This is a genomic window from Acinetobacter sp. MD2 (assembly GCF_035615575.1).
Classification (GTDB): domain Bacteria; phylum Pseudomonadota; class Gammaproteobacteria; order Pseudomonadales; family Moraxellaceae; genus Acinetobacter.
The window spans coordinates 24,782-42,328 of record NZ_VTDK01000003.1 but is presented as its reverse complement, the minus strand read 5'-3'; the positions used below and the strand labels follow the sequence as shown (position 1 = coordinate 42,328).

At 42.8% G+C, this 17,547-nt stretch carries 33 protein-coding genes and 1 pseudogene; 31 read left to right on the top strand and 3 right to left on the bottom strand.

Annotated elements, in window-relative coordinates:
• Positions 1-13: 13 nt before the first annotated feature.
• Positions 14-1,201, bottom strand: a complete 1,188-nt coding sequence (locus tag FXN70_RS05245) for a PLP-dependent transferase (RefSeq protein ID WP_324646421.1) — start codon at positions 1,199-1,201, stop codon at positions 14-16.
• A 153-nt stretch (positions 1,202-1,354) separates the two neighbouring features.
• Here FXN70_RS05245 and FXN70_RS05240 point away from each other — a divergent pair, with 153 nt between their 5' ends.
• From FXN70_RS05240 to FXN70_RS05090, 31 genes and pseudogenes are all read left to right on the top strand, one after another.
• Entirely contained in the window at positions 1,355-2,083 is a 729-nt protein-coding gene (locus FXN70_RS05240) for a type 1 glutamine amidotransferase (protein WP_324646420.1), read from the top strand.
• Between the two features lie 326 nt (positions 2,084-2,409).
• Positions 2,410-2,721 (top strand): 30S ribosomal protein S10, encoded by a 312-nt coding sequence (gene rpsJ / locus FXN70_RS05235; protein ID WP_000070912.1) that lies wholly within the window; start codon positions 2,410-2,412, stop codon positions 2,719-2,721.
• Positions 2,722-2,781: 60 nt separating this feature from the next.
• Positions 2,782-3,420: a 50S ribosomal protein L3 gene (rplC, locus tag FXN70_RS05230; RefSeq protein WP_324625266.1), complete on the top strand. Its 639-nt coding sequence runs from the start codon at positions 2,782-2,784 to the stop codon at positions 3,418-3,420.
• 11 nt (positions 3,421-3,431) lie between these two features.
• The gene (rplD, locus tag FXN70_RS05225) at positions 3,432-4,034 is read left to right on the top strand and encodes a 50S ribosomal protein L4 (protein ID WP_324646419.1); all 603 of its coding nucleotides are present in this window, start codon (positions 3,432-3,434) and stop codon (positions 4,032-4,034) included.
• Positions 4,031-4,351, top strand: a complete 321-nt coding sequence (rplW, locus tag FXN70_RS05220; RefSeq protein WP_324625264.1) for a 50S ribosomal protein L23 — start codon at positions 4,031-4,033, stop codon at positions 4,349-4,351. The genes rplD and rplW overlap by 4 nt, the downstream gene beginning before the upstream one ends.
• Before the next feature lie 11 nt (positions 4,352-4,362).
• Positions 4,363-5,187, top strand: coding sequence for a 50S ribosomal protein L2 (rplB, locus tag FXN70_RS05215; protein WP_324646418.1), 825 nt, complete (start codon positions 4,363-4,365; stop codon positions 5,185-5,187).
• Between the two features lie 12 nt (positions 5,188-5,199).
• Positions 5,200-5,475 carry a 30S ribosomal protein S19 gene (gene rpsS, locus FXN70_RS05210; RefSeq protein WP_004673001.1) on the top strand — a complete coding sequence of 92 codons (276 nt, stop codon included), beginning with the start codon at positions 5,200-5,202 and terminating at the stop codon, positions 5,473-5,475.
• A gap of 11 nt (positions 5,476-5,486) precedes the next feature.
• Positions 5,487-5,816, top strand: coding sequence for a 50S ribosomal protein L22 (gene rplV, locus FXN70_RS05205; RefSeq protein WP_324625262.1), 330 nt, complete (start codon positions 5,487-5,489; stop codon positions 5,814-5,816).
• A gap of 1 nt (position 5,817) precedes the next feature.
• A pseudogene (gene rpsC / locus FXN70_RS05200) lies at positions 5,818-6,634 on the top strand (30S ribosomal protein S3).
• Positions 6,574-6,987 carry a 50S ribosomal protein L16 gene (gene rplP, locus FXN70_RS05195; protein ID WP_324646417.1) on the top strand — a complete coding sequence of 138 codons (414 nt, stop codon included), beginning with the start codon at positions 6,574-6,576 and terminating at the stop codon, positions 6,985-6,987. Before rpsC ends, rplP begins: the two are co-directional and overlap by 61 nt.
• On the top strand, positions 6,987-7,184 hold the full coding sequence (gene rpmC, locus FXN70_RS05190; protein WP_004754241.1) for a 50S ribosomal protein L29: 198 nt from the start codon (positions 6,987-6,989) through the stop codon (positions 7,182-7,184). Before rplP ends, rpmC begins: the two co-directional genes overlap by 1 nt.
• A complete protein-coding gene (gene rpsQ / locus FXN70_RS05185; protein ID WP_324625260.1) occupies positions 7,181-7,438 on the top strand; it encodes a 30S ribosomal protein S17 in 258 nt (85 codons plus the stop codon). The genes rpmC and rpsQ overlap by 4 nt, the downstream gene beginning before the upstream one ends.
• Before the next feature lie 91 nt (positions 7,439-7,529).
• The gene (gene rplN / locus FXN70_RS05180) at positions 7,530-7,898 is read left to right on the top strand and encodes a 50S ribosomal protein L14 (protein WP_004924120.1); all 369 of its coding nucleotides are present in this window, start codon (positions 7,530-7,532) and stop codon (positions 7,896-7,898) included.
• 9 nt (positions 7,899-7,907) lie between these two features.
• Positions 7,908-8,225 carry a 50S ribosomal protein L24 gene (gene rplX, locus FXN70_RS05175; RefSeq protein ID WP_324646416.1) on the top strand — a complete coding sequence of 106 codons (318 nt, stop codon included), beginning with the start codon at positions 7,908-7,910 and terminating at the stop codon, positions 8,223-8,225.
• 16 nt (positions 8,226-8,241) lie between these two features.
• Entirely contained in the window at positions 8,242-8,778 is a 537-nt protein-coding gene (gene rplE, locus FXN70_RS05170; protein ID WP_324646415.1) for a 50S ribosomal protein L5, read from the top strand.
• Between the two features lie 9 nt (positions 8,779-8,787).
• Positions 8,788-9,093, top strand: a complete 306-nt coding sequence (gene rpsN / locus FXN70_RS05165) for a 30S ribosomal protein S14 (RefSeq protein WP_324625257.1) — start codon at positions 8,788-8,790, stop codon at positions 9,091-9,093.
• 12 nt (positions 9,094-9,105) lie between these two features.
• Positions 9,106-9,501: a 30S ribosomal protein S8 gene (rpsH, locus tag FXN70_RS05160; protein WP_324625256.1), complete on the top strand. Its 396-nt coding sequence runs from the start codon at positions 9,106-9,108 to the stop codon at positions 9,499-9,501.
• Between the two features lie 13 nt (positions 9,502-9,514).
• Positions 9,515-10,048, top strand: a complete 534-nt coding sequence (gene rplF / locus FXN70_RS05155; RefSeq protein WP_324646414.1) for a 50S ribosomal protein L6 — start codon at positions 9,515-9,517, stop codon at positions 10,046-10,048.
• Positions 10,049-10,062: 14 nt separating this feature from the next.
• Complete coding sequence (gene rplR, locus FXN70_RS05150) at positions 10,063-10,413, top strand: 50S ribosomal protein L18 (protein ID WP_324646413.1); 351 nt, start codon at positions 10,063-10,065, stop codon at positions 10,411-10,413.
• A gap of 2 nt (positions 10,414-10,415) precedes the next feature.
• Positions 10,416-10,913: a 30S ribosomal protein S5 gene (gene rpsE, locus FXN70_RS05145; RefSeq protein WP_004650472.1), complete on the top strand. Its 498-nt coding sequence runs from the start codon at positions 10,416-10,418 to the stop codon at positions 10,911-10,913.
• 6 nt (positions 10,914-10,919) lie between these two features.
• On the top strand, positions 10,920-11,096 hold the full coding sequence (rpmD, locus tag FXN70_RS05140; RefSeq protein WP_000849088.1) for a 50S ribosomal protein L30: 177 nt from the start codon (positions 10,920-10,922) through the stop codon (positions 11,094-11,096).
• A 3-nt stretch (positions 11,097-11,099) separates the two neighbouring features.
• A complete protein-coding gene (gene rplO / locus FXN70_RS05135; protein WP_324646412.1) occupies positions 11,100-11,540 on the top strand; it encodes a 50S ribosomal protein L15 in 441 nt (146 codons plus the stop codon).
• A gap of 44 nt (positions 11,541-11,584) precedes the next feature.
• Positions 11,585-12,904, top strand: coding sequence for a preprotein translocase subunit SecY (gene secY, locus FXN70_RS05130; protein ID WP_324646676.1), 1,320 nt, complete (start codon positions 11,585-11,587; stop codon positions 12,902-12,904).
• Positions 12,905-12,924: 20 nt separating this feature from the next.
• The gene (gene rpmJ, locus FXN70_RS05125) at positions 12,925-13,041 is read left to right on the top strand and encodes a 50S ribosomal protein L36 (protein WP_000867907.1); all 117 of its coding nucleotides are present in this window, start codon (positions 12,925-12,927) and stop codon (positions 13,039-13,041) included.
• 109 nt (positions 13,042-13,150) lie between these two features.
• Positions 13,151-13,507 (top strand): 30S ribosomal protein S13, encoded by a 357-nt coding sequence (gene rpsM / locus FXN70_RS05120; RefSeq protein ID WP_004754218.1) that lies wholly within the window; start codon positions 13,151-13,153, stop codon positions 13,505-13,507.
• 20 nt (positions 13,508-13,527) lie between these two features.
• A complete protein-coding gene (gene rpsK, locus FXN70_RS05115; protein ID WP_001040166.1) occupies positions 13,528-13,914 on the top strand; it encodes a 30S ribosomal protein S11 in 387 nt (128 codons plus the stop codon).
• 12 nt (positions 13,915-13,926) lie between these two features.
• A complete protein-coding gene (gene rpsD, locus FXN70_RS05110) occupies positions 13,927-14,550 on the top strand; it encodes a 30S ribosomal protein S4 (protein WP_324625251.1) in 624 nt (207 codons plus the stop codon).
• 18 nt (positions 14,551-14,568) lie between these two features.
• A complete protein-coding gene (locus FXN70_RS05105) occupies positions 14,569-15,576 on the top strand; it encodes a DNA-directed RNA polymerase subunit alpha (RefSeq protein ID WP_324646411.1) in 1,008 nt (335 codons plus the stop codon).
• A gap of 18 nt (positions 15,577-15,594) precedes the next feature.
• Entirely contained in the window at positions 15,595-15,972 is a 378-nt protein-coding gene (gene rplQ / locus FXN70_RS05100; RefSeq protein ID WP_324646410.1) for a 50S ribosomal protein L17, read from the top strand.
• A gap of 139 nt (positions 15,973-16,111) precedes the next feature.
• Entirely contained in the window at positions 16,112-16,387 is a 276-nt protein-coding gene (locus FXN70_RS05095; RefSeq protein WP_324646409.1) for a succinate dehydrogenase assembly factor 2, read from the top strand.
• Positions 16,362-16,778 (top strand): hypothetical protein, encoded by a 417-nt coding sequence (locus FXN70_RS05090; RefSeq protein ID WP_324646408.1) that lies wholly within the window; start codon positions 16,362-16,364, stop codon positions 16,776-16,778. The genes FXN70_RS05095 and FXN70_RS05090 overlap by 26 nt, the downstream gene beginning before the upstream one ends.
• 61 nt (positions 16,779-16,839) lie before the next feature.
• On the opposite strand, the gene FXN70_RS05085 is transcribed toward FXN70_RS05090, so the two are convergent.
• Both FXN70_RS05085 and FXN70_RS05080 read right to left on the bottom strand, forming a co-directional pair.
• Positions 16,840-17,292 (bottom strand): hypothetical protein, encoded by a 453-nt coding sequence (locus FXN70_RS05085; RefSeq protein WP_324646407.1) that lies wholly within the window; start codon positions 17,290-17,292, stop codon positions 16,840-16,842.
• Positions 17,293-17,305: 13 nt separating this feature from the next.
• Positions 17,306-17,518 carry a YheV family putative zinc ribbon protein gene (locus tag FXN70_RS05080; protein WP_324646406.1) on the bottom strand — a complete coding sequence of 71 codons (213 nt, stop codon included), beginning with the start codon at positions 17,516-17,518 and terminating at the stop codon, positions 17,306-17,308.
• Positions 17,519-17,547: the final 29 nt, after the last annotated feature.

Genomic DNA, 17,547 nt, shown 5'->3' with positions numbered 1-17,547 from the left:
TCCTTTATATCAATTATTCGAGTGATTGTAATGCCTGTTGAATGTCGTGTATCAGATCATCTGTGCTTTCAAGGCCAATACACAAGCGAACTAAATAACCTTCGCTTAGGTGTGGTGTGGGCAGTTGGCGTATATTCTTAATATCGTAAAGCATCACTAGGCTGATTGGGCCTCCCCAGCTAAAGCCTAGTTTAAACAACTTGAGTTGATCACAAAAGCGACAGATTTCTGAAAAGCTATACTTTTTGTTAAAAATCATGCTGATCAAACCTGCACTTTGTTGTGTCGTGCACACTTGCTGCCAGTGTTGATGTCCGGGTGATTCAGCATCGCTAGGATGTAATATTTGAGTAAAATGAGGTTGTTGTTTTAACCATGCTAAGATTTGTATCGCCGAACGAGATTGCTGCTCGTAGCGTAATTGCATGTGGGGCAAACTTCGCATAATTTGCGCGGCATCATCGCCTGAAATAGAAATGCCTTGTAAAGCATGCATTCTTAACAATTTTAGATGCAATGCGTGATCTTGCGTAACTACACTGCCCATTAAAATATCACCGCCGCCGCTTGGGTATTTTGTCAGCGCGTGTACCGAAACATCAACAGCAAGATGCTGCTCGGAAAAATCAAATGGATTAAACGCCAGTCCCGCGCCCCAAGTGTTATCTAACACCGTTAAAACTTGATGTTGCTGCGCTTTTTTGACTAAGCCAATAAGATCGGGGAATTCAAGTGTGACTGAACCTGCGGCTTCCATCCAAAGCAACTTGGCTTTTTTAGAGGGCTGAAAGCTGTGAAGATCAGTCGGATTATAAATTCGAACATCAATGGTAAATGCGCTGTGTAAATAATTTAAATATTCTACATTGGGGCCATAAAGATTATCGGGGATCCAAACTTCGTCATGGCTGGTTAAAAAGGTGGCATTGACCAATTGAATGGCAGATAAGCCACTGGGTGCAAGTAGGCAAAATTTACCATGTTCAAGTTGAGCAATTTGGTCGGCTAGCGTGTAGGTTGTGGGCGTACCGTGTGTGCCATAACTATAATCATAGGGGTCGCTCCATTTTCGCTCATAAAGCTGTTGTGTATTTTTAAAAAAGATACTTGATGCGCGATAAAGAGGAGGTTGTATGGTTTCAATATATTGTGGTGCACGTCTTGGTGCGTGGATACGTGCTGTTTGAGAGGATTTTTTCATTATGAAGCACTCAAATAGGACAAAGAAGAGTGTGAATGGTGTTTGGACAGTAACTGATTATAAAAAAATGTTAAAGCATTAGAGTAAGTAAAAATATTGGCTTCATTCTTGCTAAATACAAAGTGATATGCAGGCGAGAATAGGATAAAAAATATGAAGCCCCATTTACGTGTTCATTATTTTCAGCACATTGCCGGCGAAGGATTTGGCAGTTGTTATACATTTTTAAAACAGCATCAGGCAAAAATTACCGCAACTGAATTTTTTGCATTACCTGCCGAAACTGCGCTTGAAATAGAGGCGCTACCTCAGGTGGAAGATGTGGATTTATTAATTATTATGGGTGGAACCATGAGTGTTAATGATGAAGCCAATTATCCTTGGTTGAAAATTGAAAAGCGGTGGTTGCGTCGATATTTGGCAACAGGAAAGCCTGTCATTGGGCTGTGTTTGGGTGGGCAGTTGATTGCCAATGCTTTAGGTGCGACCGTCAGTTGTAATCAGCAGCAAGAGCTTGGTTGGACAACGGTGTATCGCACGAATGATGTACCAGCATCATGCTTTGAATTGCCTGATCACTTTAGTGTTTTAGAATGGCATCGGGAATCGTTTGATTTACCTAAAGGCGCAGTGCATTTAGCGCAAACGCAGGTGTGTCGTAATCAAATTTATCAAATGGGCGATAACGTTTTAGGTTTTCAGTTTCACCCTGAAATGACACCTGAAGTTTTACAATTATTTCTAGAAAATGATGATGAATTGGCGTTGTTTGATGGTGAGCGTGTTCATAGTATTGAAAGCTTAAAAACCTCAGGATTGCAGAAATTTATGCAGGGGAATGACCTTTTAAATCGTGCGATTCAATTTGTATTAAAGGCATAACTTCATTTGGGACTGAGTAGGTTAACTTGATTTAAGTCATAGTAGGGTATAGGGGTGAGAACAAATATTACTCAATTATAGTGTGATTAAATCGATTGAAATGCTATAAAATAGGAAAAGATGTTTGCATAATCATTAAACAATGTTTATAATGAGCGACCTCTCAATAAGAGAGCAATTACTCCTGAAACACGTGAGTAATTAATCGTTACAGTCGTGGCATCGATCACGACCTTGGTGATTTTCACTGCCCTTGACACTTGCTTTTTAAATGGTGAGATGCGTCATGGGTGATTCTTTATATATTTGGCTTGGAGTTTACTGGTATGTCTAACCAGAGAATTCGTATCCGTTTGAAGTCTTTTGATCACCGTTTAATTGATCAATCTGCTCAAGAAATCGTAGAAACTGCAAAACGTACTGGCGCACAAGTGTGTGGTCCAATCCCGATGCCTACTCGCATCGAACGTTTTAACGTTTTAACATCACCACACGTAAATAAAGATGCTCGTGACCAATACGAGATCCGTACTTACAAACGTTTGATCGACATCGTTCAACCTACAGATAAAACTGTTGATGCATTGATGAAGTTAGATCTTGCAGCTGGTGTTGATGTTCAGATCGCATTGGGTTAAGGCTTTCGGTTAATTAACGCACTCACGTTAATTCGGCCGCTTTTTTAGAGGTTTATGCACATGGCTATTGGTTTAGTCGGTCGCAAGTGCGGTATGACCCGTATCTTTACAGATGCTGGTGTTTCTGTACCTGTAACAGTGATTGAGGTTGATCCAAACCGCATCACTCAAATCAAAACGCTTGAAACTGATGGTTATCAAGCGATTCAAATCACTACTGGTGAACGTCGCGAATCTCGCGTGACTAACGCTCAGAAAGGTCACTTCGCGAAAGCGGGTGTTGCTGCTGGTCGTTTAGTTCAAGAATTCCGTGCTACAGAAGCTGATCTTGAAGGTCGTGAAGTTGGTGGTACGCTTACCGTTGAATTGTTCACAGTGGGTCAAGTTGTTGACGTAACTGGTCAATCTAAAGGTAAAGGTTTCCAAGGTGGTGTTAAGCGTTGGAACTTCCGTACGCAAGATGCAACTCACGGTAACTCTGTATCTCACCGTGTTCTAGGTTCTACTGGTCAAAACCAGACTCCTGGTCGCGTGTTCAAGGGCAAAAAAATGGCTGGCCATTTAGGTGCTGAACGCGTAACTGTACAGGGTCTTGAAATCGTTTCTATCGACACAGAGCGTTCAGTTCTTGTTGTTAAAGGTGCGATTCCTGGTGCAACAGGTGGCGACGTTATCGTTCGTCCTACTATCAAGGCTTGAGGGGAAATAGCATGAATTTAAATACTGTTTCTGGCTCTGCTGTTGAATTGTCTGAAGTTGCTTTCGGTCGTGAATTCAACGAAGCTCTTGTACACCAAGTAGTTACAGCTTACTTAGCTGGCGGTCGTCAAGGTTCTAAAGCACAAAAATCACGTGGCGAAGTATCTGGTGGTGGTCGTAAGCCATTCCGTCAAAAAGGTACTGGCCGTGCGCGTGCTGGTTCTATTCGTAGCCCAATCTGGGTTGGCGGTGGTAAAACTTTTGCTGCACGTCCACAAGACTGGTCTCAAAAAGTAAACCGTAAAATGTACCGTGGTGCAATGCAATGTATCTTAGCTGAACTTGTTCGCCAAGATCGTCTTGTATTAGTTGAAGAGTTTGCTGTTGCAGCTCCTAAAACTAAAGAATTGCTTGCTAAGCTTAACGGCTTAAATGCTGCTCGTGCATTGATCGTAACTGATGCTGTAGATGAGAACTTATATCTTGCAGCGCGTAACATTCCACATGTAGATGTGGTTGATGCTACTGCAATTGATCCAGTTAGCTTGATCGCGTTTGATAAAGTTGTTATGTCTGTAGCTGCTGCTAAGAAAATTGAGGTAGAACTCGGATGAACAACGAACGTATCTATCAAGTCCTACGCGGACCAGTATTCTCAGAAAAAGCACAAGTTTTAGGCGAAACTGCAAACGTTCAAGTTTTCAAAGTTGACATCAATGCAACTAAACTTGAAATCAAAAAAGCAGTTGAGCAGCTTTTTGGTGTAGATGTGTTAAAAGTAAACACAACTATTACAAAAGGTAAATCTAAGCGCTTTGGTAAAACATTAGGACGTCGTTCTGATGTTAAAAAAGCATACGTCACCCTGAAAGCTGGCCAAGATGTTGAAATGGCTGACTTGGGCGATACCGCTGAAAGCGCAGCGGAATAAGGACGAAGTTAATGCCTATTCAAAAATGTAAGCCAACGTCTCCAGGACGTCGCTTTGTTGAAAAAGTGGTTCATAGCCACCTTCACAAAGGTAAGCCTTTTGCAGCGTTGGTAGAAGCTAAAAAACGTACTGGTGGCCGTAATAACAACGGTCATATTACGACTCGTCACGTTGGTGGCGGTCATAAGCAGAACTACCGTATTGTTGACTTTAAACGTAACAAAGATGGTATTCCTGCAACTGTAGAGCGTATCGAATACGATCCTAACCGTACTGCACACATTGCACTTGTATTGTATGCTGATGGTGAGCGTCGTTATATCATCGCACCTAAAGGCTTGCGTGCTGGCGATAAAGTACAATCTGGTAACGATGCTCCAATTCGTCCAGGTAACTGCTTGCCACTTCGCAACATGCCAATCGGTTCTACACTTCACAACCTTGAACTTAAAATCGGTAAAGGCGCGCAATTAGCTCGTTCTGCTGGTACTTCGGTTCAGTTGTTGGGTCGTGATGGTTCTTACGCGATTGTTCGTCTACGTTCAGGCGAAATGCGTAAAGTCCATGTTGAATGCCGTGCTGTAATTGGTGAAGTTTCTAACCAAGAAAACAACCTTCGTTCATTGGGTAAAGCTGGTGCTGCGCGCTGGCGTGGTGTTCGTCCTACCGTTCGTGGTATGGCGATGAACCCAGTAGACCATCCACACGGTGGTGGTGAAGGGCGTAGCAAAGGTATTCAACCTGTAAGCCCATGGGGTCAAAAAGCGAAAGGGTACAAGACTCGTACCAATAAGCGTACGACTAAGATGATTATCCGCGATCGTCGCGTCAAGTAAGGAATCTAAATAATGCCTCGTTCATTAAAAAAAGGTCCGTTCGTCGACGCGCATTTGTTCGCTAAAGTTGAAGCTGCTATTGCTGCTAACAACCGTAAGCCGATCAAAACGTGGTCTCGTCGCTCGATGATCCTTCCAGATTTTGTTGGTTTAACAATTTCTGTTCACAATGGTCGTAACCATGTTCCAGTAATTATTTCTGAGCATATGGTTGGTCATAAACTCGGTGAATTCGCGCCAACTCGTACCTATCGTGGTCACGGTGTTGACAAGAAATCTAAACGTTAATAGGTGTCCTGATGGAAGTAACTGCTAAATTACGCGGTGCCGCTATCTCGGCACAAAAGGTACGTTTGGTTGCAGATCTTATCCGTGGCAAATCTGTTGCTCACGCGCTTAATATCTTGAACTTCAGCAATAAAAAAGCTGCGGCGATTGTTAAAAAAGCTTTAGAATCTGCGATTGCAAACGCTGAACATAACAACAGTTTAGATGTAGATGATCTTAAAGTTTCTACGATTTACGTTGATGAAGGTGTAAGCCTTAAACGTATTATGCCACGTGCTAAAGGCCGTGCAGATCGTATTACTAAGCGTACTTGTCACATCACCGTTAAGGTAGGGGTTTGATATGGGTCAGAAGGTTCATCCAATCGGTATCCGCCTAGGTGTTGTGAAACGTCATAACGCTAACTGGTATGCGAGTCCGAAACAATACGCTGAATACTTGCTTAAAGATCTTCAAGTTCGTGAGTTTTTAACTAAAAAACTTAAAAACGCGATGATCAGCAATATTCTTATCGAACGTCCTACCGGCGCTGCTAAAGTAACAATTAGCACTGCTCGTCCTGGTATCGTTATCGGTAAAAAAGGCGAAGACATTGAGAAATTACAGCGTGAACTTACCACTATTATGGGTGTTCCTGCGCAAGTAAGCATCAACGAAATCGATCGTCCAGACTTAGATGCGCGTTTAGTTGCTGAAGCAATCGCTTCTCAATTAGAAAAGCGTGTAATGTTCCGTCGTGCTATGAAGCGTGCGGTTCAAAACACCATGCGTGCTGGCGCGAAAGGTATTAAAGTTGAAGTTTCAGGTCGTCTTGGTGGTGCAGAGATTGCGCGTACTGAGTGGTATCGTGAAGGTCGTGTACCTTTGCATACACTTCGTGCAGACATCGACTACGCGACTATGCGTGCAGAAACTACTTACGGTACGATTGGTGTTAAAGTTTGGATTTTCCGTGGTGAGATCTTAGGTGGCATGAAACAAGTCATGAACCCTGCTCCTGCTGAAGAACGTCCAGCTAAACGCGGTCGTGGTCGTGGTGAAGGTCAAGAGCGTCGTGGTCGTCGTTCAGACCGTGCTGCTGACAAGGGAGAATAATCCATGTTGCAACCTAAACGTACCAAATTCCGTAAAGTGCAAAAAGGCCGTAACACTGGTCTAGCACATCGTGGTAGTACAGTATCATTTGGTACAATCGCAATTAAAGCGACTGAACGTGGTCGTATGACTGCGCGTCAGATCGAAGCTGCGCGTCGTACCATTAGCCGTCGTATTAAACGTGGTGGTAAGATCTTTATCCGCGTATTCCCAGACAAACCAATTACTGAAAAACCATTAGAAGTTCGTATGGGTAAAGGTAAGGGTTCAGTGGAATACTGGGTTTGTCAAATCCAACCAGGTAAGATCCTGTACGAAATTGAAGGTGTTAGCGATGAGTTGGCTGCAGAAGCGTTCAAGCTTGCTGCTGCTAAACTTCCGTTTAAAACCACTATCGTGACTCGGACGGTAATGTAATGAAAACTAAAGATCTACGTGAAAAGTCGGTAGAAGAGTTGAAAGCTTTGCTTGATGAGCAACAGCTTAACCAATTCCGTCTTCGTATGGCAAAAGCAACTGGTCAATTGGGCAAATCGCACGAAGTGCAAGTTGCTCGTAAGGCAATTGCTCGTATCAAGACACTCCTAACCGAAAAACAGGGGAACGGGCAATGAGTGAAAAAACAGTCCGCACGTTAACCGGCAAAGTCGTAAGCGACAAAATGGACAAGTCTATTGTTGTGCTTATTGAACGCCGCGTTCAACACCCGTTGTATGGCAAATCAATCCGCCGTTCAACAAAATTACACGCTCATGATGAGAACAATACCGCTAAAGCTGGCGATATCGTAACCATCAAAGAAAGCCGCCCAATTTCTAAAACTAAAGCTTGGACTTTAGTGGAAGTAGTTGAAGCTGCTGCTGAGTAATTAGACGTATCTGTTGCATCATCGGTCAATTTCGGGTATTCTTTGTGCCTTTGAAATTGCGACCGGTGATGCTCGGTTTTGGAGTAGGGCAATGATTCAAACCGAAAGTATGCTAGACGTAGCAGACAATAGTGGTGCTCGCCGCGTACAATGTATCAAAGTACTAGGTGGTTCACATCGTCGTTATGCTTCTGTTGGCGACATTATTAAAGTTACTGTAAAAGAAGCAATTCCACGTGGCCGTGTTAAAAAGGGCGACGTGATGAATGCAGTTGTAGTACGTACAAAGTTTGGTATTCGTCGTCCAGACGGTTCTGTAATCCGTTTTGATGACAATGCTGCTGTATTGTTAAACAACAACAAAGCACCGATTGCAACTCGTATTTTTGGACCAGTGACTCGTGAACTTCGTACTGAACAGTTTATGAAGATTATTTCATTGGCTCCTGAAGTTCTATAAGAGGCAATCATGGCTAAGATTAAAAAAGGCGATACGGTTATCGTGATCGCAGGTAAAGAAAAAGGCAAACAAGGTGTTGTTTTGTCTGTTTCTGAAGACCGTGTTAAGGTTGAAGGCCTTAACTTAGTGAAGAAGCACCAGAAAGCAAACCGTGCAACGGGTGCTGAAGGCGCTATCATTACTCAAGAAGCTTCGCTTCATATCTCAAACGTGGCAGTTTTTAATGCTACAACCCAAAAGGCTGACCGTGTTGGTTACCAAGTGATTGAAGGCGTGAAAACTCGCGTTTACAAATCAAATGGTGAATCAGTGGCGGTAGCGAAGTAATAGGTTGAAAAAGGCAATGGCCAGACTTAAAACACGTTACAACGACGAACTTAAGGCTCAATTAAAAGAAGTATTGGGTCTTGAGAATGTGATGGATATTCCTCGCATCACAAAAATCACGATCAACATGGGTGTTGGCGCAGCTGCTGCTGACAAAAAACTCCTTGATGGTGCTCTAGCTGATATGCAAGCAATTGCTGGTCAAAAACCAGTTCTTACGCTTGCTCGTAAATCAATCGCTGGTTTCAAAATCCGTGATGGTTGGCCGATCGGTTGTAAAGTTACTTTACGCGGCGAACGCATGTACGAATTCTTAGACCGTTTGATCTCAATCGCGATCCCTCGTATCCGTGACTTCCGTGGTTTCTCTTCGAAATCATTTGACGGTCGTGGTAACTACTCAGTGGGTCTTAAGGAACAAATCATGTTCCCTGAAATCGATTTTGATAAGATTGATCGTATTCGTGGTATGGATATTACCATCACTACGACTGCTCGCACCGATGACGAAGGCCGTGCGCTTATGCGTGCATTCGGCTTCCCGTTCAAATAAGAGGTCGATATGGCTAAGAAAAGTATGATTAATCGCGAATTGAAACGCGAAGCTACTGTTGCTAAATTTGCTGCAAAACGTGCTGAATTAAAAGCTGTTATTGCAAATGTAAATGCTAGCGACGAAGAGCGTTTCGATGCGATGATGAAGTTACAAGCGTTACCACGCAATGCATCTCCTGTACGTCTACGTAACCGTTGTGGTTTAACTGGTCGTCCGCATGGTTTCTTCCGTAAGTTCGGCTTAAGCCGTAACAAATTACGTGATACCGTAATGCAAGGTGATGTACCTGGCGTTGTTAAGGCAAGCTGGTAAGGAGCACTATAAATGAGTATGCAAGATACCGTTGCCGACATGTTAACTCGTGTTCGTAACGCACAAATGGCAAAAAAACAAACTGTTTCTATGCCAAACTCTAAGCTCAAAGTTGCTATTGCAAACGTATTAGAGCAAGAAGGTTATATCTCTGGTGTTGAAGTTTCTCAAGAAGAAGCCAAAGCAACTTTGACTTTAACTTTAAAATATTTCGAAGGCAAACCAGTTATCGAAACTGTGAAGCGTGTAAGCCGTCCAGGTCTACGCCAATATCGCGGTAAAGATAAACTACCAAGCGTTAAGCAAGGTTTAGGTATTGCAATTGTTTCTACAAGCAAAGGCATCATGACTGATCGCGCTGCACGTGCTGCAGGCGTTGGTGGTGAAGTTATTGCTTTTGTTTCTTAATAGGTGATTCCTCATGTCTCGTGTGGCTAAAGCCCCAGTAACTGTACCCGCTGGTGTTACAGTTACTCAGAACGGCCGGCAGGTCGAAGTGAAAGGCAGCAAAGGTACTTTGTCTTTCAACCTGCATGCGCTGGTCGAGCTAAAACAGGAAGAAGGTAAACTTCAACTTGCTCCGGTTCAAGAGTCGAAAGATGCTTGGATGCAGGCAGGTACTGCTCGCGCTGTATTAAACAACCTTGTAAAAGGTGTTAACGAAGGCTTTGAACGTAAGTTACAACTTATCGGTGTTGGTTATAAAGCTGCGGTTAAAGGAAACATTGTTCATTTGAACCTTGGTTTCTCGCATCCAATCGACTACACATTGCCTGAAGGTGTAACTGCTGAAACTCCAACTGCAACTGAAATTGTTTTGAAATCTGCAAACAAACAGATGTTGGGTCAAGTAGCTGCAAATATCCGTTCTTACCGTGCTCCTGAACCGTATAAAGGTAAAGGTGTTCGTTATTCGGATGAAGTTGTTCTTCGTAAAGAAGCTAAGAAGAAATAAGGCGCGAGGTTCTTATGAACGAAAAGAAACAAACCCGTTTGCGTCGTGCGAAAAGCACACGCTTGCACATTCGTGCATTGGGTGCGACTCGTTTGTGTGTAAACCGCACGCCGCGTCACATCTATGCGCAAGTTATCTCAGCAGATGGTGGCAAAGTATTAGCGCAAGCTTCTACTTTAGATGCCTCTTTACGTGCTGGTTCTACAGGTAACGTAGATGCAGCTACTAAAGTAGGTGCTTTAATCGCAGAACGCGCGAAAGCTGCTGGTGTAACGAAAGTTGCATTTGACCGTTCTGGTTTTAAATATCATGGTCGTATCAAAGCCTTGGCTGATGCTGCTCGTGAAAACGGCTTGGAGTTCTAATCATGGCTAAAGTTGAACAAAACGAAGGTCTTGTTGAAAAGCTGGTTGCCGTTGATCGTGTAGCCAAAGTTGTTAAGGGTGGTCGTATCTTCTCTTTCACAGCATTAACTGTTGTGGGTGATGGTAATGGTCGCGTAGGTTTTGGTCGTGGTAAAGCACGTGAAGTTCCAGCTGCTATTTCTAAAGCACTTGAAGCTGCTCGTCGCAACATGATCACTGTAGATTTGGCTGGTACAACTCTACAGCATCCTGTGAATGCTCGTCATGGTGCAAGCCGTGTATATATGCAACCTGCTTCAGAAGGTACTGGCGTAATCGCTGGTGGCGCAATGCGTGCTGTTCTTGAAGCTGCTGGTGTACATAACGTACTTGCTAAATGTTACGGTTCTACAAATGCTGCTAACGTAGTAAACGCAACTTTCAAAGGTTTGCGTGATATGACTTCTCCTGAGAAAGTCGCTGCGAAACGTGGTCTTTCAGTAGCACAAATTCAAGGGTAATCAATCATGAAAACGATTAAAGTTACCCAGACTAAATCTTCTTCGCATCGTTTGAAAAATCACAAACTTTGCCTTCAAGGTTTAGGTCTGCGTCGCATCGGTCATACTGTAGAAGTGCAAGATACTCCTTCTAACCGTGGTATGATCAATAAAGTCTACTATATGGTTAGTGTAGAGGAATAAGCCATGACTCTGCGTTTAAATGAACTTGCGCCTGCAGAAGGTGCTAAACGTGAAAATCGTCGTCTAGGCCGTGGTATCGGTTCTGGCGTTGGTAAGACTGGTGGCCGTGGTGTTAAAGGCCAAAACTCACGTAAAAGTGGTGGTACGCGTCCAGGTTTTGAAGGCGGTCAAACAGCGATTTATCGTCGTTTGCCTAAATTCGGCTTTACTAGCCAAATCGCTTTGAAAACTGCTGAAGTACGTTTGTCTGAGTTGACTAAAGTGGAAGGCGACATTGTTAGCCTAGAAACTTTAAAAGCTGCAAACGTTGTACGTCGCGACCAAACTCGTGCGCGTGTTGTGCTTTCTGGTGAAATTACTCGTGCATTCACTGTTCAAGGTGTTGCATTGACTAAAGGCGCTAAAGCTGCAATCGAAGCTGCTGGCGGTAAAGTCGAGGAGTAATACGAGTGTCTATGTCTCCTAGTTCTTCAGGTCATGTGAACATGATGAAAGGTCAACCGTTTCATGTGAAATACCGTGAAATTATTCGTCGTATGATGTTTCTCATCGGCGCATTGTTGGTCTTTCGACTAGGATCGCATATTCCAGTACCAGGCATTAATAATGCTGCGCTTGAGCAATTGTTTAATGCAAACCAAGGTACAATCCTTGGTTTGTTTAACATGTTCTCAGGTGGTGCATTACAACGAATGTCAATTCTTGCCTTGGGGATTATGCCGTATATTTCTGCATCAATTATTGTGCAGCTAATGTCTACAGTAATTCCATCACTCGAAGCTTTGAAAAAAGAGGGTGAGCAAGGAAAGCGTAAAATTAATCAATATACGCGTCAGGGCACATTAATCTTGGCTCTTGTTCAAGCGACAGGTATGTGTGCAGGTTTAATTGGTCAAGGGATTACCCTCACCAATGGCTTAGCATTCTATATTCCTGCGGTGAGTTCATTGGTTGCAGGTACGATGTTCTTGATGTGGCTTGGCGAGCAAATTACCGAACGTGGGATTGGTAATGGTATCTCGATGATTATTTTTGCAGGGATTGTAGCAAATTTACCAAATATGGTGTTGCAACAAGTTTCGGCAGTTGAAAATAGTCAAACAAGCGTAATTGGTTTAGCTGTAATGGGTTTGATCTCATTGGCAGTTCTTGTGGCAATTGTCTATATTGAAAAGGCACAGCGTCGCATTACTGTTAACTATGCCCAAAAGCAACAAGGTCGTCGCATTTTTACCGCTCAGCAAACTCATTTGCCATTAAAAATTAATATGGCAGGGGTAATTCCAGCAATCTTTGCGAGTTCTTTACTGCTGTTTCCAGCAAGTTTAGGACAGTGGGTTGGTGGTGCTGACAAAGATGCAGGATTCTTGAAGCGTTCATTACAAGAATTGGCACTGGTATTGTCGCCTGGGCACACTTTGTATTTGGTGCTTTTCGGTGCGTTAATTATATTTTTCTGTTATTTTTATACCGCGCTTGTATTTAGCCCGAAAGAAGTAGCTGAGAATTTAAAACGCAGCGGAGCGTATGTGCCTGGTATTCGTCCAGGTGAGCAAACGGCTCGTTATTTAGATCATATTCTCAATCGTTTGACGTTTATTGGGGCAATTTATATTACACTGATCTGCCTAATGCCAATGATCTTACAAAGTTCATTTAATATGACGGTAAACGTTGGTGGTACATCATTGTTAATTGTTGTTGTCGTAGTGATGGATTTTATGGCCCAATTACAGGCACATTTAACCTCACACCAATATGACAATCAAACGCTCATGAGAAAAACGACCGCTCATCCGAAGGGATAAGCGTACTTAGAGGTTTCATCATGAAAGTACAAGCTTCTGTAAAGAAAATTTGTGGTAGCTGTAAAGTTATCCGTCGTAATGGGGTGATTCGCGTAATTTGCAGCGCTGAACCTCGTCATAAGCAGCGTCAAGGTTAATTATTTAACCTAGACCTGTTGATTTCAGTAGGCAAATTAGGTTACTATCCGCCCCTCAAGATTTTTGTGGGGCGGTTGATTATCTCTGCTGCCTTTTTGGAGAAAGTGAATGGCTCGTATTGCCGGTGTAAACATTCCGGATAACAAGCATGCTGTTATCTCCCTTACGTATATTTTTGGTGTTGGTCGCCACACTGCTAAGAACATCTTAGCTGCTGTTGGTATCGCCACTACTACTAAAGTACGTGAGTTGGACGATGCACAGCTTGATGCGATTCGTGCAGAAGTTGCTAAGGTTCCGACCGAAGGTGACTTACGCCGCGAAATTTCCATGAACATTAAACGTTTAATGGATTTAGGCTGCTACCGTGGTCTTCGTCATCGTCGTAGCTTGCCTGTCCGCGGTCAACGCACCAAAACTAACGCACGTACCCGTAAAGGTCCGCGCAAACCGATTAAAAAGTAAGATTTTCTGGAAGCTAAAAGATGGCTAAAGATACTCGCACACGCAAGAAGGTCACTCGTACCGTCTCTGAAGGTGTTGCACACATTCACGCGTCTTTTAATAACACCATTGTAACGATTACCGATCGTCAAGGTAATGCATTGGCTTGGGCCACCTCAGGTGGACAAGGCTTCCGTGGTTCACGTAAATCAACTCCGTTTGCTGCTCAGGTAGCTGCTGAAGTTGCTGGTAAAGCAGCTTTGGATTACGGTTTGAAAAACCTAGACGTCCTTGTAAAAGGTCCTGGTCCAGGTCGTGAGTCTGCGGTTCGTGCATTAGGCGCAGTGGGTTATAAGATCAACAGCATTACCGATGTGACACCAATTCCTCACAACGGTTGCCGTCCACCTAAAAAACGTCGCGTGTAAGGAGAAACATTCATGGCTCGTTATATTGGTCCAAAATGCAAACTCTCTCGCCGCGAAGGGACAGACCTGCAATTAAAATCTGGCGTTAAACCGTTTGACGTCAAAACTAAAAAGCATGCTAAAGCGCCTGGTCAACATGGCCAAGCTCGCGGTAAGCAATCTGAGTATTCACTACAATTACGTGAAAAACAAAAAGTACGTCGTATGTACGGTGTGTTAGAGCGTCAATTTAGTAACTACTATAAAGAAGCAGCTCGTGTTAAAGGCGCAACAGGTGAAAACTTGTTGAAATTGCTTGAAAGCCGTCTTGATAACGTTGTTTATCGTATGGGTTTCGGTTCTACACGTGCAGAAGCTCGTCAGCTAGTTTCTCACCGTTCTATTACTTTAAATGGCCGTCGTGTTAACATTGCGTCTATTCAAGTAAAAGCTGGTGATGTGATTGCTGTACATGAAGGTGCTAAAACACAATTACGTATTAAAAACGCAATTGAATTAGCAACTCAACGTGGCATTCCTTCTTGGATGGAAATTGACCATTCTAAGTTTGAAGGTACGTTTAAAGCTGCACCAGATCGTTCAGATCTACCTGCTGAAATCAACGAAAGCTTAATCGTAGAGTTGTATTCTAAATAATCCTTGAGGTAGCAATAAATGACGCGTACTGCAAACGAGTTTCTAACTCCGCAAGCGATCAAGGTCGAAGCGGTGAGCGGGACCTCGGCAAAAGTGATTCTTGAACCGTTAGAGCGTGGTTTTGGCCATACTCTTGGTAATGCTTTACGTCGCATTCTATTGTCTTCTTTACCTGGCGCTGCTGTGGTTGAAGTAGAGATAGAAGGCGTCGAGCACGAGTACAGTACTTTAGAAGGCTTGCAGCAGGACATCGTCGAGCTCTTGCTGAACCTAAAAGGATTGTCGATTAAGCTGTTCGATCAAAACGAAGCATACCTTACATTAGAAAAACAAGGTCCAGGCGATGTTACTGCTGCTGACCTTCGTTTACCTCATAATGTAGAGTTGGTTAACCCTGAACATTTGATTGGTACTTTAAGTGCTTCTGGCTCATTAAAAATGCGCTTGAAAGTTTCTCAAGGCCGTGGTTATGAAACATCTGATTCGCGTTTCCCTGAAGGTGAAACTCGTCCTGTAGGTCGCCTACAGTTAGATGCATCTTATAGCCCGATCAAACGTGTGTCTTACACTGTAGAAAATGCACGTGTAGAACAACGTACTGACCTTGATAAGCTCGTCATTGATCTTGAAACTAACGGTACTGTTGATCCTGAAGAAGCGATTCGCAAAGCAGCAACAATTTTGCAACAACAAATTGCAATTTTTGTTGATCTTCAGAAAGATCAAGCACCAGTAGCTCAAGAGCCACGTGAAGAAGTTGATCCAATTTTGCTTCGTCCAGTAGATGATCTCGAGCTTACTGTTCGTTCTGCTAACTGTTTGAAAGCAGAAAATATTTACTACATTGGTGATCTTGTGCAACGTACTGAAGTTGAGTTGTTAAAAACTCCTAACTTAGGTAAAAAATCGTTGACTGAGATTAAAGATGTTTTAGCTTCGAAAGGCTTGCAACTCGGCATGCGTTTAGAAAACTGGCCACCAGCTAGTTTACGCATGGACGATCGTTTCGCCTATCGTAGCCGTTAATTAAGTAGGACTATCACCATGCGTCATCGTAATAGTGGTGTGAAATTAGGCCGTACAAGCAGCCACCGTAAGGCGTTGTTTCAAAACTTAACAAATGCTTTAGTAGAGCACGAGTTAATTAAAACAACGGTTCCTAAGGCGAAAGAACTTCGTCGTGTTGCTGAGCCTTTAATCACTTTAGCTAAAAACGATACTGTAGCAAACCGTCGCTTAGCGTTTGCTCGTACTCGTTCAGCTGCAACTGTTGGTAAATTATTTACCGTTCTTGGCCCTCGTTACAAATCACGTAACGGCGGTTATCTACGTGTTCTTAAAGCGGGCTTTCGTGCAGGTGATGCTGCACCGATGGCTTACGTTGAGCTAGTAGATCGTGAAGTTAACGCTTCTGCAGAATAATTAACAGTTATTCAAAAAAGGTCGGTTTTTTAAACCGACCTTTTTTATGGAAAATACTTAAGATAAAACAATAAGCATGGTGTTTTTAAACAATCTTGCTAAACTGATTCAATGATTTTTACAATAATGTGGATGGGTCATGAGCGAAACAGAACAGTTAACCCTAGAGGAACGTAAAGTCATTTACCGCGCTCGTCGTGGCTTGAAGGAAATTGACATTTATTTTGATCCTTATGTAAAAAATAATTATTTGAGTGCCAATGCAGCAGAAAAAGCATTATTTGCTGAGTTGGTCGAGCAAGAAGACCCTGATTTATTGGATTGGTTTATGGAGGTTGGTGAATCACCACGTGAAGAACTCAAACAACTGATTCAAAAGCTTAAAGACGATGTCTATCAATCGGCACATATTTAAATTAAAACCAAGCAAAATTGCTTGGTTTTTTCAAATGGGCATTGGTTTAATCTTGATTTATGCGGCCGTTCAGTTGATGCCTTGGTGGCAAATTGTGATTTTAACTATGTTGTTTGTATTGACGCTGTATGGGTTTATCCGAACTTTTCCTAAATTGGATGAGTGTGCATATTTAGATGGGACGGATTGGACATTAAAATTCATTGGTCAAGCACAGACAACTACAGGTCAATTGAAGCAAGTGATTGATCATCGTTTATATGTGGTTTTGTATTGGACAGATGCTCGGCAAAAACCGAGTGTGATTTGGCAAGATCAGCTTGATTTAGCTCAATGGAAAATTTTAAAAACTTTAGCGCAATTACATACTCAAAATTTGAAATTGAATTAAAATGATTTTCCCTTCTCGATGCCGAGAAGGGGTGATTAAATTTTAACGGACGTTGGTAAGTTTATTTTTGCTGTGCCAATTGTTGTTCGAGTAACTTAATTTGTTCTTCTTTTAACTGAATCAGCTTGTCGGCATCTTGATGCTGAGCTTGTAACGTTTGTTGCTGCGTTTTAAGTTGTTTCTCAATATCTTTGAGTTTGTCTGTCTCTTCTTGAACAAGTGACTGATTCTTTGGCATAGCTTGCGTTACGATACCATCATCGACTAAAGCAGCTGTGCTTTGAGGCATAGAGGCACTACTGTCTGGTACTGATGCAGACTGATCTACAGGTACCGATGCTTCTACTACTTTTGGTGCTGCTGTAATTTCCGCAGGTGGTGGTGTTTGAGTTGCTGGCGTATTACTCTTCGATGTAGCAAAGCTTCGCCATAAAAAGAGTGCTGCACACATTGCAACTAAAATCGCAATGACAATCCAAAATAATAAACGATTGGGTTTTTTATGATTTGGCATGTTTTCGCGAATTCTATTGAGGTGAACGAGGACGAAATTGAATGACACCGATTTCATCGGGTACGGCACTTTGTGCAGCTGCAAGATCAACTTTGGTCGGTCGATTTTCATTATAGCCGCATTCAATACATTCAATCCATTCATGCTCATGTTCGGTAAGCATGACCACGCGATCAAGCGCATCACATTTTGGGCATTTTGCACCTGCGATAAAACGTTTTTTCATGTGGTCTGCTCCGAGCATAAGCTAAAACC

Bases quoted from the DNA above. Each gene is read 5' to 3' on its own strand.
- FXN70_RS05245 (WP_324646421.1), bottom strand. From the start codon at position 1,201: ATGAAAAAATCCTCTCAAACAGCACGTATCCACGCACCAAGACGTGCA.
- FXN70_RS05240 (WP_324646420.1), top strand. From the start codon at position 1,355: ATGAAGCCCCATTTACGTGTTCATTATTTTCAGCACATTGCCGGCGAA.
- rpsJ (WP_000070912.1), top strand. From the start codon at position 2,410: ATGTCTAACCAGAGAATTCGTATCCGTTTGAAGTCTTTTGATCACCGT.
- rplC (WP_324625266.1), top strand. From the start codon at position 2,782: ATGGCTATTGGTTTAGTCGGTCGCAAGTGCGGTATGACCCGTATCTTT.
- rplD (WP_324646419.1), top strand. From the start codon at position 3,432: ATGAATTTAAATACTGTTTCTGGCTCTGCTGTTGAATTGTCTGAAGTT.
- rplW (WP_324625264.1), top strand. From the start codon at position 4,031: ATGAACAACGAACGTATCTATCAAGTCCTACGCGGACCAGTATTCTCA.
- rplB (WP_324646418.1), top strand. From the start codon at position 4,363: ATGCCTATTCAAAAATGTAAGCCAACGTCTCCAGGACGTCGCTTTGTT.
- rpsS (WP_004673001.1), top strand. From the start codon at position 5,200: ATGCCTCGTTCATTAAAAAAAGGTCCGTTCGTCGACGCGCATTTGTTC.
- rplV (WP_324625262.1), top strand. From the start codon at position 5,487: ATGGAAGTAACTGCTAAATTACGCGGTGCCGCTATCTCGGCACAAAAG.
- rplP (WP_324646417.1), top strand. From the start codon at position 6,574: ATGTTGCAACCTAAACGTACCAAATTCCGTAAAGTGCAAAAAGGCCGT.
- rpmC (WP_004754241.1), top strand. From the start codon at position 6,987: ATGAAAACTAAAGATCTACGTGAAAAGTCGGTAGAAGAGTTGAAAGCT.
- rpsQ (WP_324625260.1), top strand. From the start codon at position 7,181: ATGAGTGAAAAAACAGTCCGCACGTTAACCGGCAAAGTCGTAAGCGAC.
- rplN (WP_004924120.1), top strand. From the start codon at position 7,530: ATGATTCAAACCGAAAGTATGCTAGACGTAGCAGACAATAGTGGTGCT.
- rplX (WP_324646416.1), top strand. From the start codon at position 7,908: ATGGCTAAGATTAAAAAAGGCGATACGGTTATCGTGATCGCAGGTAAA.
- rplE (WP_324646415.1), top strand. From the start codon at position 8,242: ATGGCCAGACTTAAAACACGTTACAACGACGAACTTAAGGCTCAATTA.
- rpsN (WP_324625257.1), top strand. From the start codon at position 8,788: ATGGCTAAGAAAAGTATGATTAATCGCGAATTGAAACGCGAAGCTACT.
- rpsH (WP_324625256.1), top strand. From the start codon at position 9,106: ATGAGTATGCAAGATACCGTTGCCGACATGTTAACTCGTGTTCGTAAC.
- rplF (WP_324646414.1), top strand. From the start codon at position 9,515: ATGTCTCGTGTGGCTAAAGCCCCAGTAACTGTACCCGCTGGTGTTACA.
- rplR (WP_324646413.1), top strand. From the start codon at position 10,063: ATGAACGAAAAGAAACAAACCCGTTTGCGTCGTGCGAAAAGCACACGC.
- rpsE (WP_004650472.1), top strand. From the start codon at position 10,416: ATGGCTAAAGTTGAACAAAACGAAGGTCTTGTTGAAAAGCTGGTTGCC.
- rpmD (WP_000849088.1), top strand. From the start codon at position 10,920: ATGAAAACGATTAAAGTTACCCAGACTAAATCTTCTTCGCATCGTTTG.
- rplO (WP_324646412.1), top strand. From the start codon at position 11,100: ATGACTCTGCGTTTAAATGAACTTGCGCCTGCAGAAGGTGCTAAACGT.
- secY (WP_324646676.1), top strand. From the start codon at position 11,585: ATGAAAGGTCAACCGTTTCATGTGAAATACCGTGAAATTATTCGTCGT.
- rpmJ (WP_000867907.1), top strand. From the start codon at position 12,925: ATGAAAGTACAAGCTTCTGTAAAGAAAATTTGTGGTAGCTGTAAAGTT.
- rpsM (WP_004754218.1), top strand. From the start codon at position 13,151: ATGGCTCGTATTGCCGGTGTAAACATTCCGGATAACAAGCATGCTGTT.
- rpsK (WP_001040166.1), top strand. From the start codon at position 13,528: ATGGCTAAAGATACTCGCACACGCAAGAAGGTCACTCGTACCGTCTCT.
- rpsD (WP_324625251.1), top strand. From the start codon at position 13,927: ATGGCTCGTTATATTGGTCCAAAATGCAAACTCTCTCGCCGCGAAGGG.
- FXN70_RS05105 (WP_324646411.1), top strand. From the start codon at position 14,569: ATGACGCGTACTGCAAACGAGTTTCTAACTCCGCAAGCGATCAAGGTC.
- rplQ (WP_324646410.1), top strand. From the start codon at position 15,595: ATGCGTCATCGTAATAGTGGTGTGAAATTAGGCCGTACAAGCAGCCAC.
- FXN70_RS05095 (WP_324646409.1), top strand. From the start codon at position 16,112: ATGAGCGAAACAGAACAGTTAACCCTAGAGGAACGTAAAGTCATTTAC.
- FXN70_RS05090 (WP_324646408.1), top strand. From the start codon at position 16,362: ATGTCTATCAATCGGCACATATTTAAATTAAAACCAAGCAAAATTGCT.
- FXN70_RS05085 (WP_324646407.1), bottom strand. From the start codon at position 17,292: ATGCCAAATCATAAAAAACCCAATCGTTTATTATTTTGGATTGTCATT.
- FXN70_RS05080 (WP_324646406.1), bottom strand. From the start codon at position 17,518: ATGAAAAAACGTTTTATCGCAGGTGCAAAATGCCCAAAATGTGATGCG.